This window comes from Methylobacterium sp. A52T (genome assembly GCF_053346095.1).
In genome coordinates this window covers 42,879-56,403 of record NZ_JBKFBI010000007.1, presented here as the reverse complement: position 1 = coordinate 56,403, position 13,525 = coordinate 42,879, and the positions used below count along the sequence as shown (strand labels likewise).

Annotated in this window: 8 protein-coding genes; 5 read left to right on the top strand and 3 right to left on the bottom strand. The window is 70.8% G+C overall.

Annotation, left to right across the window (positions count from 1 at the left end):
- The first annotated feature begins 88 nt into the window (after positions 1–88).
- The 3 genes from galE (at position 89) to ACLBYE_RS03530 (ending at position 3,800) form a co-directional block, all read left to right on the top strand.
- On the top strand, positions 89–1,081 hold the full coding sequence (gene galE, locus ACLBYE_RS03540) for a UDP-glucose 4-epimerase GalE (protein WP_447693064.1): 993 nt from the start codon (positions 89–91) through the stop codon (positions 1,079–1,081).
- Between the two features lie 4 nt (positions 1,082–1,085).
- Positions 1,086–2,276, top strand: a complete 1,191-nt coding sequence (locus tag ACLBYE_RS03535; protein WP_447693063.1) for a lytic murein transglycosylase — start codon at positions 1,086–1,088, stop codon at positions 2,274–2,276.
- Between the two features lie 93 nt (positions 2,277–2,369).
- Positions 2,370–3,800, top strand: coding sequence for a DUF459 domain-containing protein (locus ACLBYE_RS03530; protein WP_447693062.1), 1,431 nt, complete (start codon positions 2,370–2,372; stop codon positions 3,798–3,800).
- Between the two features lie 35 nt (positions 3,801–3,835).
- On the opposite strand, the gene ACLBYE_RS03525 is transcribed toward ACLBYE_RS03530, so the two are convergent.
- Together ACLBYE_RS03525 and gltB are read right to left on the bottom strand one after the other, a co-directional pair.
- On the bottom strand, positions 3,836–5,269 hold the full coding sequence (locus tag ACLBYE_RS03525) for a glutamate synthase subunit beta (protein ID WP_447693061.1): 1,434 nt from the start codon (positions 5,267–5,269) through the stop codon (positions 3,836–3,838).
- Positions 5,270–5,371: 102 nt separating this feature from the next.
- Positions 5,372–10,087, bottom strand: a complete 4,716-nt coding sequence (gene gltB / locus ACLBYE_RS03520) for a glutamate synthase large subunit (RefSeq protein ID WP_447693060.1) — start codon at positions 10,085–10,087, stop codon at positions 5,372–5,374.
- Positions 10,088–10,636: 549 nt separating this feature from the next.
- Here gltB and ACLBYE_RS03515 point away from each other — a divergent pair.
- Positions 10,637–11,497: a hypothetical protein gene (locus ACLBYE_RS03515; RefSeq protein WP_447693059.1), complete on the top strand. Its 861-nt coding sequence runs from the start codon at positions 10,637–10,639 to the stop codon at positions 11,495–11,497.
- Between the two features lie 23 nt (positions 11,498–11,520).
- Here the strand turns inward: ACLBYE_RS03515 and fdhD are convergent, their stop codons facing one another.
- A complete protein-coding gene (gene fdhD / locus ACLBYE_RS03510) occupies positions 11,521–12,363 on the bottom strand; it encodes a formate dehydrogenase accessory sulfurtransferase FdhD (protein ID WP_447693058.1) in 843 nt (280 codons plus the stop codon).
- 301 nt (positions 12,364–12,664) lie between these two features.
- Here fdhD and coxB point away from each other — a divergent pair, with 301 nt between their 5' ends.
- Complete coding sequence (gene coxB, locus ACLBYE_RS03505) at positions 12,665–13,504, top strand: cytochrome c oxidase subunit II (RefSeq protein ID WP_447693057.1); 840 nt, start codon at positions 12,665–12,667, stop codon at positions 13,502–13,504.
- Positions 13,505–13,525: the final 21 nt, after the last annotated feature.

The window sequence follows — 13,525 nt, the reverse complement described above, 5'->3', positions numbered from 1 at the left end:
TGTACATCGTTAGTATGAGGCGGCGGGGCGTAAATTTCCCGTCTGCAAAGGCGTAAGCAGTTGCCGGGATGGCGGCAGTGAGGGCGAGATGGCGGTTCTGGTGACGGGGGGTGCCGGCTATATCGGCAGCCACATGGTGCTGGCGCTCCTCGACGCCGGCCATGAGGAGGTCGTCGTCCTCGACGATCTCTCCACCGGCTTCGACTGGGCGGTCCCGGAGGGCGTGAAGCTCGTCGTCGGCGACGTTGCCGACCAAGCCCTCGTGACACAGACCATCCTGCAGCACCGCATCGACGCCCTGGCGCACTTCGCCGCCAAGATCGTCGTGCCCGAATCCGTGGCCGATCCCCTCGGCTACTACCTCGCCAACACCGTGAAGACCCGCGCGCTGATCGAGGCGTCGGTGCGCGCCGGCGTCAAGCACGTGATCTTCTCCTCGACCGCGGCCGTCTACGGCGAGCCCGAGGCCTCGCCGGTTCCCGAGGACCTGCCGCTGAAGCCGATCAATCCCTACGGCCGCTCGAAGCTGATGAGCGAGTGGATGATCGCCGACGCCGCCGCGGCGCACGGCTTCTCCTACGTGGTCCTGCGCTACTTCAACGTCGCCGGCGCGGATCCGGAGGGGCGGTCCGGCCAGTCGACGCCCAACGCCACGCACCTGATCAAGGTGGCCACGCAGGCGGCGCTCGGCCAGCGCGCCCGGCTCGACGTCTTCGGGACCGACTACCCGACCCCGGACGGGTCGTGCCTGCGCGACTACATCCAGGTCTCGGACCTCGCGGAAGCGCATCGCCTCGCCCTCGACCATCTGCGCTCCGGCGGCGAGAGCCTGACGCTGAACTGCGGCTACGGGCGCGGCTACTCGGTCCTCGAGGTCGTCGAGGTCGTGAAGCGGATCTCGGGGCGCGACTTCGAGGTGCGGCTGTGCCCGCGCCGGGCCGGCGATCCGGCCCAGATCGTCGCCGAAGCGGCGCGCATCCGCGATCGCCTGGGCTGGCAGCCCCGGCACGACGACCTCGACGCCATCGTCGGCCAGGCCTTCGCCTGGGAAGAGCGCCTGGAGAAGCGCAATCGGATCTGACCGGATGCATTCCCGTCGATGGATCCTGGCCGCGGCGGCGTGCCTCGCTGCCGGGCCGGCCCGCGCCGAGGACGCCTTCCGGGCGTTCGTCGAGGCCCTGCGTCCGGACGCGGCGGCGCGGGGCGTCTCCGCCGCGACCTTCGACGCGGCGTTCCGCGGGATCACGGGTCCCGATCCCGGCATCCTGGCGCGGACCCGCCGCCAGAGCGAGTTCAGCCGGCCTGTCTGGCAGTACCTCGTCGGAGCGGTCTCGGCCGGCCGCATCGCGCGGGGCCGCGCCCGCGCCGCCGCCCTCGCATCGACCCTGACGGCGATCGAGGGCCGCTACGGCGTTCCGGGTCCGGTGGTGACGGCGTTCTGGGGCGTCGAATCGGATTTCGGAGCGAGCGCGGGCAGCGTCCCGACCGTCCGGGCGCTGGCGACGCTCGCCGAGGCGCGGCACCGCGGCAGCCTGTTCCGCGACGAGCTCCTCGCCGCCCTCACGATCCTGCAGCGCGGCGACATCGCGCCCGACCGGATGAGCGGCAGCTGGGCCGGGGCGATGGGTCAGGTGCAGTTCCTGCCCTCCACCTTCCTGGCCCACGCGGTCGACTTCGACGGCGACGGCCGCCGCGACATCTGGACCAGCGCGGCGGACTCGCTGGCCTCGATCGCCGCCTATCTCAAGGATCTCGGCTGGAATCCGACCCTCTCATGGGGCTACGAGGTGCGCCTGCCGAAGGAGTTCGACCTGAGTCGCTACGCGGGCGATCTCGCGAGCTTCGCCGAGCGCGGCGTTCGCCGCACCGACGGGCGGCCGCTGCCGGGGGCCGGGCGCGCCAGCCTGTTCCTGCCCGGGGGCCTCGGCGCCCCGGTCTTCCTGATCACCGACAATTTCGAGGTGATCCGCGGCTACAACACCGCGGATTCCTACGCGCTGGCGGTGGGGCACCTCGCCGACCGGCTCGCCGGCGGTCCGCCGCTGGCCGCGCCGTGGCCCGCCGCCGGGGCCCGCCTCGACGGGCCGGGCCTCCGCGCCCTCCAGACCGGCCTCGCGGCGGCAGGCTTCTACGACGGGCCGACGGATGGGCGCGCCGGCCCGAAGCTGCGTGAGGCGGTGCGGCGCTATCAGATCAGCGTCGGATTGCCCGCCGACGGCTACGCGACGCCGGCCCTGCTCGACCGTGTGACCGGGAAAGAGGCGCCGCGACGCTGAGCCCGGTGAGAGGTTTAGACCCGCGCCCGGCTTCGACCTATAATGGCCGCGGTCCGAACGGGCCCGGTTCGGCGTGAAGCGTACGGGATGCGCATGGTCCTCGCTCGTCGGCGTCCTCCGGGACGCCCCCTCCTCCTCGGGCTCGCGGCCCTGCTGGGGCTCGCGGGACTGTCGACCGTCGGGAGCGGTCCGGCCCGCGCGCAATGGGGCGACAGCTACCAGCAGCAGCAGGGCGGCACCTATTACGAGGCGCCGCCGCGCCGGCGGCCGCGGGACGCCTATTACCGCGATGACGGGACGTCCGGGCGCCAGCCCCGCTACGCGCCGCAGCAGGAGGCGCCGCGCCAGTTCTACTGGCCCTGGGAGGACAGGCCGCAGCCGGTGGCGCCGCAACCGGAGCGCACCTACCGGGCACCGCGCCAGCGCACCAATCCCTACGCGACCGGAGAGGCGCAGCGCCCGCCCCCCGCGGTGAAGCGGCGGGTCCGTCCGGCCCGGGCGCCGACACCGCCGAAGCCCGCGGTCGCCAAGACCGAGCCGAACGTCCAGATCGCCGTCTTCGGCGATTCTCTCGCCGACCATCTCGCCAAGGGCCTCGACGACGTGTTCGAGGACAATGCCGACGTCGCCGTGATCGATCGCGCGAAGGGTGACAGCGGTCTGGTGCGCAAGGACGTGGTCGACTGGCCGAAGGTCGCGCAGGACTACCTCCAGAGCAACGCGAAGGTGCGCTACGCCCTGGTGATGTTGGGCGCCAACGACCGGCAACCGATCCGCGAGGGCGACGAGACGGCCGATCCCCTCACGGACCGCTGGCGCGCCCTCTACCGCGCCCGGGTGGAGGCGCTGGCGAAAGTCTTCACCGACCGCAAGATCCCGCTGATCTGGGTCGGGCTGCCGCCGGTCCAGAGCGAGTCCCTGAGCCGGGACCTCGCTTCCCTGAACGACATTGTCCGGGACACCGTCACCAAGGCCGGCGGGACCTACGTCGATATCTGGCCGGGCTTCGTCGACGACCGGGACCGGTACGCTGCGTCGGGCCCGGATCCGGAAGGCCAGATCGCCAAGCTCCGCACCGCGGACGGTGTCCATTTCACCAAGGCGGGCGACCGGAAGCTCGCCCACTTCGCCGATGTCGAGCTGAAGCGGCTGATGGGCGCGGTGCCGGGCACGGCCGAGCCGTCGCCGACCGCGACCGTGGCGCCGACCGCATCGCCCGCGACACCCGGGCCGAGCCTCGACGGGACCGCGGCGGCCACCGATACCGCGGCGATCGATCGTCAGATCACCGCGATGTTGCCGAGCCTGCCGGAGCCGCCCGGCGTGCCGGCGCTCCCGGTGAAGCCCGCGGCCGGCCCCGTGGTACCGTTGAGCCGGAGCGAGGTGTCGCCCGGCGGCGCGCTGCTCAACGGCCGTCCGCGCGATCCGGACAATTCCGGGACCGTGGAGCGGACGCTGCTGCGCGGCAACGCGCCGATGCCGCAGCCCGGCCGAGCCGACGATTTCCGCTGGCCGCCCGGCTGAGCCGGGCGGACCCTTCGCACGCTCTCAGCGCGCCGTCAGCGCGGCAGGACGCTGGCGCCCATCAGCATCTCGTCGATGGCGCGCGCCGCCTGACGTCCCTCGCGGATCGCCCAGACCACCAGGGACTGGCCGCGCCGCATGTCGCCGGCGGCCCAGATCTTCGCGTCCGACGTGCGGTAGTCGTCCTCGTTCGCCTCGACATTGCCGCGCTTGTCGACGCCGACCCCGGACTGCTCCAGCAGACCCTTCTGGACCGAGCCCGCGAAGCCGATCGCCATGAAGACGAGGTCGGCCGGCAGCACGAACTCGGTGCCGGGGATCGGCTGGCGCTTGGCATCGACGCGGGCGCAGACGACGCCGGTGAGCTGGCCCTTCTTGTTCCCCTCGAGCCGCAGGGTCGCGGCCTGGAACTCGCGCTCCGCGCCCTCCGCCTGGCTGGACGAGGTCCGCATCTTGGTCGGCCAGTAGGGCCACACGGTGAGCTTGTCCTCCCGCTCCGGCGGGCGCGGGCGGATGTCGAGCTGCGTCACCGACAGGGCTCCCTGGCGGAACGCGGTGCCGACGCAGTCGGAGGCGGTGTCGCCGCCGCCGATGACCACCACGTTCTTGCCCGCGGCCAGGATCGGCTGCTCGCCGTTGCCGCGCATCGGCTCGGCGCTCACGCGCCGGTTCGACTGGACGAGGTAGGGCATCGCGTAGTGGACGCCCTCGAGGTCCTGGCCGGGGAGCTGCGGGTTACGCGGATCCTCGGCGCCGCCGCAGAACATCACGGCGTCGAACTCGGCCTTGAGCTCGTCGACCGACTTCGTCACACCGATGTTCTGGTTGTAGTGGAAGACGACGCCTTCGGCCTCCATCTGGCGCACGCGCCGGTCGATGTGGCGCTTCTCCATCTTGAAGTCCGGGATGCCGTAGCGGAGCAGGCCACCGGCCTTCGGCTCGCGCTCGAACACGTGGACGTCGTGCCCGACGCGGGCGAGCTGCTGGGCCGCCGCCATACCGGCCGGGCCGGAGCCCACGATCGCGACGCGCTTGCCGGTGCGGGTCTGCGCCGGCTCGGGCTTCACCCAGCCCATGTTCCAGGCGCGGTCGGCGATCGCCTGCTCGATCGTCTTGATGGCGACCGGCTGGTTCTCGAGGTTCAGCGTGCACGCCTCCTCGCAGGGCGCGGGGCAGACGCGGCCGGTAAACTCCGGGAAGTTGTTCGTGGAGTGGAGGTTGCGGGACGCCTCCTCCCAATCCGACTGGAAGACGAGGTCGTTCCAGTCCGGGATCTGGTTGTGGACCGGGCAGCCCGTCGGCCCGTGACAGAACGGGATGCCGCAATCCATGCAGCGCGCGGCCTGTTTCGTCAGGTCATGCTCGTCGAGCGGGAGCGTGAACTCGCGGAAGTGCCGGACCCGGTCGGCGGCGAGCTGGTACTTCTGCTCCTGCCGGTCGAACTCGAGGAAGCCTGTGATCTTGCCCATTGGTCAGCCCCTGGGCCGGCCAGTCTCTGACTGCGCTGCCCGCGTCGTCGTCTCGTGTGGGTGCGTGACCGGGCGGGAGCCCGCCCGGCCTCAGGAAGCCGCCTACTCGGCGGCCACCGGCATCCGCGCCATCTCCATCTCGCGCAGCGCCCGGCGGTACTCCACCGGCATCACCTTCACGAACTTGGTGCGGTAGCCGCTCCAGTCGTCGAGGATCGCCTTGGCGCGGGGGCTGCCCGTGTACTTGAGATGGTTGGTGATGAGCTGCGTCAGCCGCTCCTCGTCGTGCCCGGACATGTCGGCCAGGATGTCGACCCGCCCCTTGGTCTCTAGGTCGCCGTCCTGGTGGAAGCGACGCATCAGGTCGTCCTCCTCCTCGACCGGCTCCAGGTCGACCATCGACAGGTTGCAGCGCGCCGAGAACGAGCCGTCCTCGTCGAGCACGTAGGCGATGCCGCCCGACATGCCGGCCGCGAAGTTGCGCCCGGTCTCGCCGATCGACACGACCACGCCGCCGGTCATGTACTCGCAGCCGTGGTCGCCCATGCCCTCGACCACCGTGATCGCGCCGGAGTTCCTGACCGCGAAGCGCTCGCCCGCGGAGCCGCGGATGTAGCACTCGCCCGCGATCGCCCCGTACAGCACGGTGTTGCCGACCATGATCGTCCGGTCCTGCGGCGACTTCAGCGCGTCGCTCGGCCGGATGATCAGCTTGCCGCCCGACAGGCCCTTGCCGACGTAGTCGTTGCCGTGGCCGGTCAGCTCGACGGTCACGCCGGCCGCCACCCAGGCGCCGAAGCTCTGGCCCGCCGTGCCAGCGAGCTTCACCACGATCGTGTCGTCGGGCAGGCCCTCGTGGCCGTGCGCCTTGGCGACCATGCCGGAGAGCATCGCGCCCGCCGCCCGGTCCGAGTTCCGGATGGTGTCGGTGATGACCACCGGCTCCCCGGTCTCGATCGCGTGCTGCGCCTTCTCGATGAGGCGCCGGTCGAGCACCGTGTCGATCGGGTGGTGCTGCACCTCCACGTGGCGGATCGCCGTGCCCTCGGCCACCTTCGGCCGGTGGAACAGCTTGGTGAAGTCGAGCCCGCGCGCCTTCCAGTGGGCGATAGCCTCGACCTTGTCGAGCACGTCGGAGCGGCCGACCGCCTCCTCCAGCTTCGTGAAGCCGAGCGAGGCGAGGATCTCCCGCACCTCCTCGGCCACGAAGAAGAAGTAGTTCACCACGTGCTCGGGCGTGCCCTTGAAGCGCTTGCGCAGCACCGGATCCTGGGTGGCGACCCCCACCGGGCAGGTGTTCAGGTGGCACTTGCGCATCATGATGCAGCCGGCGGCGATCAGCGGGGCCGTCGAGAAGCCCATCTGGTCGGCGCCGAGCAGCGCCGCGATCATCACGTCGCGCCCGGTCCGGATGCCGCCGTCGGCCTGGAGGGCGACGCGGCCGCGCAGGCCGTTCAGCACCAGCGTCTGCTGGGTCTCGGCCAGCCCGGTCTCCCAGGGTCCGCCCGCGTGCTTGAGCGAGGTCAGCGGCGCCGCGCCGGTGCCGCCGTCGAAGCCCGAGATCGTGATGTGGTCGGCCCGCGCCTTGGCGACGCCGGCCGCGACCGTGCCGACACCGACCTCGGAGACGAGCTTCACCGACACATCCGCCGACGGGTTCACGTTCTTCAGGTCGAAGATCAGCTGGGCCAGATCCTCGATCGAGTAGATGTCGTGGTGGGGCGGCGGCGAGATCAGGCCCACGCCCGGGGTGGCGTAGCGGACCTTGGCGATCTTGGCGTCGACCTTGTGGCCGGGCAGCTGGCCGCCCTCGCCGGGCTTGGCGCCCTGCGCGACCTTGATCTGCATCATGTCGGAATTGACGAGGTACTCCGTCGTGACGCCGAAGCGGCCGGAGGCGACCTGCTTGATCGCGGACCGGCGCGAGCGGCCGTCCGGCAGCGGCTTGAACCGCTCGACCTCCTCGCCGCCCTCACCCGAGTTCGACCGCCCGCCGAACGAGTTCAGCGCGATGGCGAGCGTCTCGTGCGCCTCCTTGGAGATGGAGCCGTACGACATGGCGCCCGTGGCGAAGCGCTTGACGATCTCGGAGGCCGGCTCGACCGAGTCCAGCGGGACCGGCGCGCGGCCGAGCTCGGCGGCGGACTTGATGCGGAACAGGCCGCGGAGCGTCTTCAGCTGGTGCTCCTGGCGGTTCACCAGCTCGGCGTATTCGCGGTAGCGCTCCGGCACGTTGAGGCGCACCGCGTGCTGCAGCGTCGCCACCGTGTCGGGCGTCCAGGTGTGGGTCTCGCCGCGCAGGCGGTAGGCGTACTCGCCACCGACATCCAGGGCGTTCCGGTAGACCGGCGCGTCGCCGAAGGCGTCGCGGTGCCGGCGCGCGGTCTCCTCGGCGATCTCCGCCATGCCGACGCCCTCGATGGTCGTCGCCGTGCCGAAGAAGTCGCGGCCCACGAAGGTCGAGTTCAGGCCGACCGCGTCGAAGATCTGCGCGCCGCAATAGGACTGGTAGGTGGAGATGCCCATCTTGGACATCACCTTCAGCAGACCCTTATCGATCGCCTTGATGTAGCGGTAGATGATCTCGTCGTCGGTGAGGTCCGGCGGGAACTCGTCCTTCATGTCGAGCAGCGTCTCGAAGGCGAGGTACGGGTTCACCGCCTCGGCGCCGTAGCCGGCGAGGCACGCGAAGTGATGCACCTCGCGCGGCTCGCCCGACTCGACCACGAGGCCGACCGAGGTCCGCAGGCCCTTGCGGATCAGGTAATTGTGCACGGAGGCCGTGGCGAGCAGCGCCGGGATCGGGATCCGGTCCGGCCCGACCGCCCGGTCGGTGAGCACGATGATGTTGTAGCCGCCGCGCACCGCCGCCTCGGCGCGGTCGCAGAGGCGGTCGAGCGCCCCGTCCATGGCCGCCGCGCCGGTCTCGGCCGGGTAGGTCATGTCGAGAGTCTTGGTGTCGAACCGGTCCTCGAAATGGCCGATCGAGCGGATCTTCTCCAGATCGGCGTTGGTGAGGATCGGCTGGCGGACCTCCAGGCGCTTGCGCCGGGACGCACCCTCCATGTCGAGCAGGTTCGGCCGCGGCCCGATGAACGAGACGAGGCTCATCACGGCCTCCTCGCGGATCGGGTCGATCGGCGGGTTCGTGACCTGCGCGAAGTTCTGCTTGAAGTAGGTGTAGAGCAGCTTCGACTTCTCGGAGAGAGCCGAGAGCGGCGTGTCCGTGCCCATGGAGCCGACCGCCTCCTGGCCGGTGACGGCCATGGGCTGCATCAGCAGCTTGAGGTCCTCCTGCGTGTAGCCGAAGGCCTGCTGGCGATCGAGCAGGCTGACGTCGCCGCGGGCCTCGCGCGGCTGCACCGGGCGCAGGTCCTCCAGGACGATCTGGGTGTTCTTGACCCAGTCGGCGTAGGGGTGCGCGGCGGCGAGCTCGCCCTTGATCTCCTCGTCGGAGACGATGCGGCCCTTCTGCAGGTCGATCAGCAGCATGCGGCCCGGCTGCAGGCGCCAGGACTGCACGATCTTCTCGTCCGGGATCGGCAGGGTGCCCATCTCGGAAGCGAGCACCACGAGGCCGTCGTCGGTGACGATGTAGCGCGCCGGGCGCAGGCCGTTGCGGTCGAGGGTCGCGCCGATCTGGCGGCCGTCGGTGAAGGCCACGGCGGCGGGACCGTCCCACGGCTCCATCAGGGCGGCGTGGTACTCGTAGAAGGCGCGCCGCTCCTCGCTCATCAGCGGGTTGCCGGCCCAGGCCTCCGGGATGAGCATCATCATCGCGTGGGCGAGCGGGTAGCCGCCCTGCACGAGGAACTCGAGGGCGTTGTCGAAGCAGGCGGTGTCGGACTGGCCCTCGTAGGAGATCGGCCACAGCTTCGAGATGTCGTTGCCGAACAGGTCGGAATCGACGCTCGCCTGGCGGGCCGCCATCCAGTTGACGTTGCCGCGCAGCGTGTTGATCTCGCCGTTATGCGCGACCATCCGGTAGGGGTGCGAGAGCCGCCAGGTCGGGAAGGTGTTGGTGGCGAAGCGCTGGTGGACGAGGGCGATCGCCGAGACGAACCGGTCGTCCTTCAGGTCGAGGAAGTAGCCGCCGAGCTGCGTGACCAGCACCATGCCCTTGTAGACGATGGTCCGGGTCGACACGGAGACCGGGTAGAACTCCTTCACCCGCGGGTCGTCGAGGCCGTAGACCTTGTTGGAGATCACCTTGCGGGCGACGTAGACCCGGCGCTCGAACGCGTCCTGGTCGGTGACCGAGGCGGGCCGGCCGATGAAGACCTGACGGTGGTGCGGCTCGGTCGCCTTCACCGCGTCGCCGAGATCCTCCGGATCCACCGGCACGTCGCGCCAGCCGAGGAGCGGCAGGCCCTCGGCGGCCAGGGACGATTCGACGATCTCCTGGATGATCGCCCGCGGCTCCTCCGCCTTCGGCATGAAGAACTGTCCGATGGCGTACGAGCCCGCCGGCGGCAGCTCGAAGCCGAGGCGCGAGCACTCCTCGGCGAAGAAGCCGTGCGGGATCTGCGTGAGGATGCCGCAGCCGTCGCCCATCTTGGGATCGGCGCCCACCGCGCCGCGATGATCGAGGTTCTCCAGGATCTTCAGGCCCTGCTCGACGATCGCGTGGGTCCGGCGGTCGTGCATGTCGGCGATGAAGCCGACGCCGCAGGCGTCGCGCTCGCGGGCCGGATCGTAGGAACCCTGGGCTTTCGGAAGGGCGGGGTCGCGCACGATGAGCGGCATCGCGCCGCCGCGGGGGGCGGCAGCCTGGGCCGTGGACGCAGCAAACTCTTCGGCGGGTCTGCGTTGTGACATGCTTCGTCTCGTCCTTCCCTCGAACCCGTCCGCAGCCAAGAACCCGCGAGCATGTTTCATGCCCGCAAGCCGTCGGCGCCACGCGCCCGGCCTCTTGCCGCAGGCCATCCGGCCGGTCCGGGAGGACACGTCCGTCTGCCTGCGTTCATCGAGGACCCGGACCGCTCGGAGAGCGGTGCGCTGGCGCGCCCGTGTCCGTCTGCCGAAACTTCTCGCCCGCGCGCGAGACGGCGACGGCCGGGATGCACGGCCGATGGGACAGTTGTGCTGTCCTAAGTCGCGAAACTGCCAGATTGAAATGTTTTCAGCAAGAGACTGCGGGCCGCGACGGTGTCGCCGCTCTGGATGACGGGCCGGGACCCGCTCCGCGCCTCCGCAATCTCGCCCGAATCGCGGGTTCTACGGGTCTTGCCGAGCACAAGCGGCATGCGGGGCAACGACCTCGCCGGCATGGTCGAGGTCCGGGTCTACCGGCCCGGACCATGCCGGAACCGGGCACGAACCGGACACTCTGCCGGGTCTCCAAACCCAGAACGCACAAGAGTGACGATGACGAGCAGAGCCGCTGCGCGCTTCCCACGCCCCATGAGCCGGACGCTTCGCGCCGCGTGCCTGTCGGCGCTCGCTCTCCTGGGTGCTTCCGGGGCCGCCCGCGCGCAATTCGCCTTCGAGGAAGAGGTCCTTCCGCCTCGCGTCGTCGCCTGGCGCCTCGCAGATCGCGGGTTCAGCGGCCTGAGCCGCCCGCGCTTCGACGGGCGGGTCTACGTGGTCGACGCCGTCGGTCCCGCCGGCGCACCCGTCCGGCTGTTCGTCGATCCCATGACGGGCGCGATCGTGGGCCGCCGGCCGATCGGTGCGCCCGAGACCGTCGCTCGGCTGGAGCGACCCGCACCGGGCTTCGGCTGGACCGAGGACGAGGTCGTGCCCCGCCGCGCGATGCGGCCCGTCCCGTCCGAGGACGGTCCGGTGGCGCGGCCCCAGCGCCGGCCGGGCACCGAAGCCCTGCGGCCCGAGGCCAATCCCGAAGGCGTGAATCCCGACAGCGTCGGCCGGACCGCTCCGCCCAACGCTCCGCCCAAGCGGGTCGCGCGCGGGGCGCTCGCCCGGACACCGGAGCTGAAGCCGCCGCCCCGCACGTCCCCGGAGGCACCGGCCCCCAAGCTCCCGCCGGCCGATACGGCCAAGGCGGATCCGAACGCCGGTCCCGCGCCCGAGATCAAGGCGGCGGCGATCGAGAAGGCCCCCGCCCCGGTTCCTGCTGCGCGACCCGCCGCCCCGTCGAAGCCGGCCGACGCCGCCGTGGCCGAGACGGCCAAGCCGGCCGCAAAGGATTGGAAGGATCCGCCCACCGACAAGAAGCCGGTCCGGGTGATCGGCGGCGCGACCATTGTCCCGGGCCAGGCCGAGTAAATTCGGCGGACGGGACCGGCGCGTCACGCGCCGTCCGTCAGCCGCTCGGCTCCAGTGAACACCGTCACCGTGTCGGCCCGCGCGATGGCGCAGAGCGTCATGCCGTAGGACCGGGCCCTGTCGAGGGCCAGCGACGTCGGCGCCGAGATGGCGACGATCACGGCCGCGCCGAGCCGCGCGGCCTTCTCGACCATCTCGAACGAGCAGCGGCTGGTGATGACCAGGAAGCCCGAGTCCGCGGGCGTCCCGGTCCGCATCAGGGTGCCGATCAGCTTGTCCAGAGCGTTGTGGCGGCCGACATCCTCGCGCACCGCCGCGAGGCCGCCGTCGAGGCGCGCCCAGGCCGCGGCGTGGACCGCGCGCGTCTCCGCGCCGAGGCGCTGGGCGCTGTCGAGATTCGACAGGGCGCGGGCGATGGCGGGCAGCCCGAACCGGACTTCGGAGTCCGCACGCTCCCCGGCCCGTGGCAGTTGCGCCAGGTCCTCGATGCCGCAGACCCCGCAGCCGGTGCGGCCGCTGATCGCGCGCTTGCGCGCCAGGTGCTCGCGGAGCCGTCCCGGCGCGAGATCGACGTGGAGGCGCAGGCCGTCCGGCGCCGTCTCCACGCGGGTCGCGCGGATCTCCTCCGCGCTGTCGACGATGCCCTCCGTCAGGCTGAAGCCGTAGGCGAAATCCTCGAGGTCGGCAGGCGTCGCCATCATGACGGCGTGCGGCACGCTGCCGTAGACGAGGTTGACCGGCGCCTCGACGGCCAGCGCCCGCGTGTCCGGCCTCGGCGCCGAGCCCGTATAGGTCATCACCTGCATTGGCGCCGGCACCGCGCAGGGCAGAGGACCGGAGGTGGGGCTGCCGGTTTGGGTGGACATCTCGAACTCCGCAGGCGTGGCACGAACGCGTCGCGACGCTTCATCCCCGGCGCGATGCGACGGGGAACGATTTCGCCGACCCCTAGTGCGCCGACGCCACGAGGCGCCGTCAACTGGCGGGAAAGCGCGCGATGCGACGCTTGTGCGGTTGCACGTGGCCGGCCCTTGTGGTCTGAAGCGCCGGTCGGATAATGCCGGGTGACACAACCGGTACTCCGTCACGTCGGTACAATCCCGCACGCGTTCAAGACGGGGAGGTCCGGCGGCAGCCAGACAGTTTCAGGGGAGCCACGAGAGGCAGATGCGGACGGTGCGGACGATCAACCGGTCACTCTGGAGCCTCGCCGCTCTCGGCGCCCTGCTCTTCCCGATATCCGGCGCGCAGGCCGCGGGCTTTGGTCAGCCCGTGCCGTGGGAGATGGATCGGCAGATCCCGGTCACCGAGAACGCGCGCGACATCCTGAACTTCGAGATCGGCCTGCACTGGCTGTCCCTCGTCATCTCGGTGTTCGTCCTCGGGCTCATCCTGTGGTGCGTCTACCGCTTCGGCGAGAAGCGGAACCCGACCCCGTCGCGCACCACGCACAACACCGCCATCGAGGTCGCCTGGACGATCGTGCCGGTGCTGATCCTGGTAGCCGTGGCGATCCCGTCGTTCCGCCTGCTGCGCACGCAGCTCTCGGACCCGAAGGCCGACATGATCGTCAAGGTCGTCGGCCACGCCTGGTACTGGTCATACGAGTACCCGCAGACCGAGGCCGGCGGCGGCTTCACGTTCGATGCCAACATCGACGAGGACAAGCAGCCGCGCCTGCTCCAGACCGACAACGAGATGGTCGTTCCGGTCAACAAGATCGTGAAGATCCAGGTCACCGCCGCCGACGTGCTGCATTCCTGGGCGATGCCGGCCTTCGGCTTCAAGATCGACGCCGTCCCCGGCCGCCTGAACCAGATGTGGTTCAAGGCCGACAAGGAGGGCACCTTCCACGGCCAGTGCTCCGAGCTGTGCGGCCAGCGCCACGCCTACATGCCCATCGTGGTCCGCGTGGTCAGCGAGCAGGCCTACGCCGACTGGCTGAAGGAGGCGAAGACCAAGTACGCCCGCATCGACAACGGCACGAGCTTCGCCGAGGCCCGCTGAGCCCCGGCTGATCGAACAGAC

Excerpts from the sequence above, each read along its gene's own strand:
- gltB (WP_447693060.1), bottom strand. The coding sequence starts at position 10,087 with ATGTCACAACGCAGACCCGCCGAAGAGTTTGCTGCGTCCACGGCCCAG.
- ACLBYE_RS03525 (WP_447693061.1), bottom strand. The coding sequence starts at position 5,269 with ATGGGCAAGATCACAGGCTTCCTCGAGTTCGACCGGCAGGAGCAGAAG.
- coxB (WP_447693057.1), top strand. The coding sequence starts at position 12,665 with ATGCGGACGGTGCGGACGATCAACCGGTCACTCTGGAGCCTCGCCGCT.
- ACLBYE_RS03530 (WP_447693062.1), top strand. The coding sequence starts at position 2,370 with ATGGTCCTCGCTCGTCGGCGTCCTCCGGGACGCCCCCTCCTCCTCGGG.
- galE (WP_447693064.1), top strand. The coding sequence starts at position 89 with ATGGCGGTTCTGGTGACGGGGGGTGCCGGCTATATCGGCAGCCACATG.
- ACLBYE_RS03535 (WP_447693063.1), top strand. The coding sequence starts at position 1,086 with ATGCATTCCCGTCGATGGATCCTGGCCGCGGCGGCGTGCCTCGCTGCC.
- ACLBYE_RS03515 (WP_447693059.1), top strand. The coding sequence starts at position 10,637 with ATGACGAGCAGAGCCGCTGCGCGCTTCCCACGCCCCATGAGCCGGACG.
- fdhD (WP_447693058.1), bottom strand. The coding sequence starts at position 12,363 with ATGTCCACCCAAACCGGCAGCCCCACCTCCGGTCCTCTGCCCTGCGCG.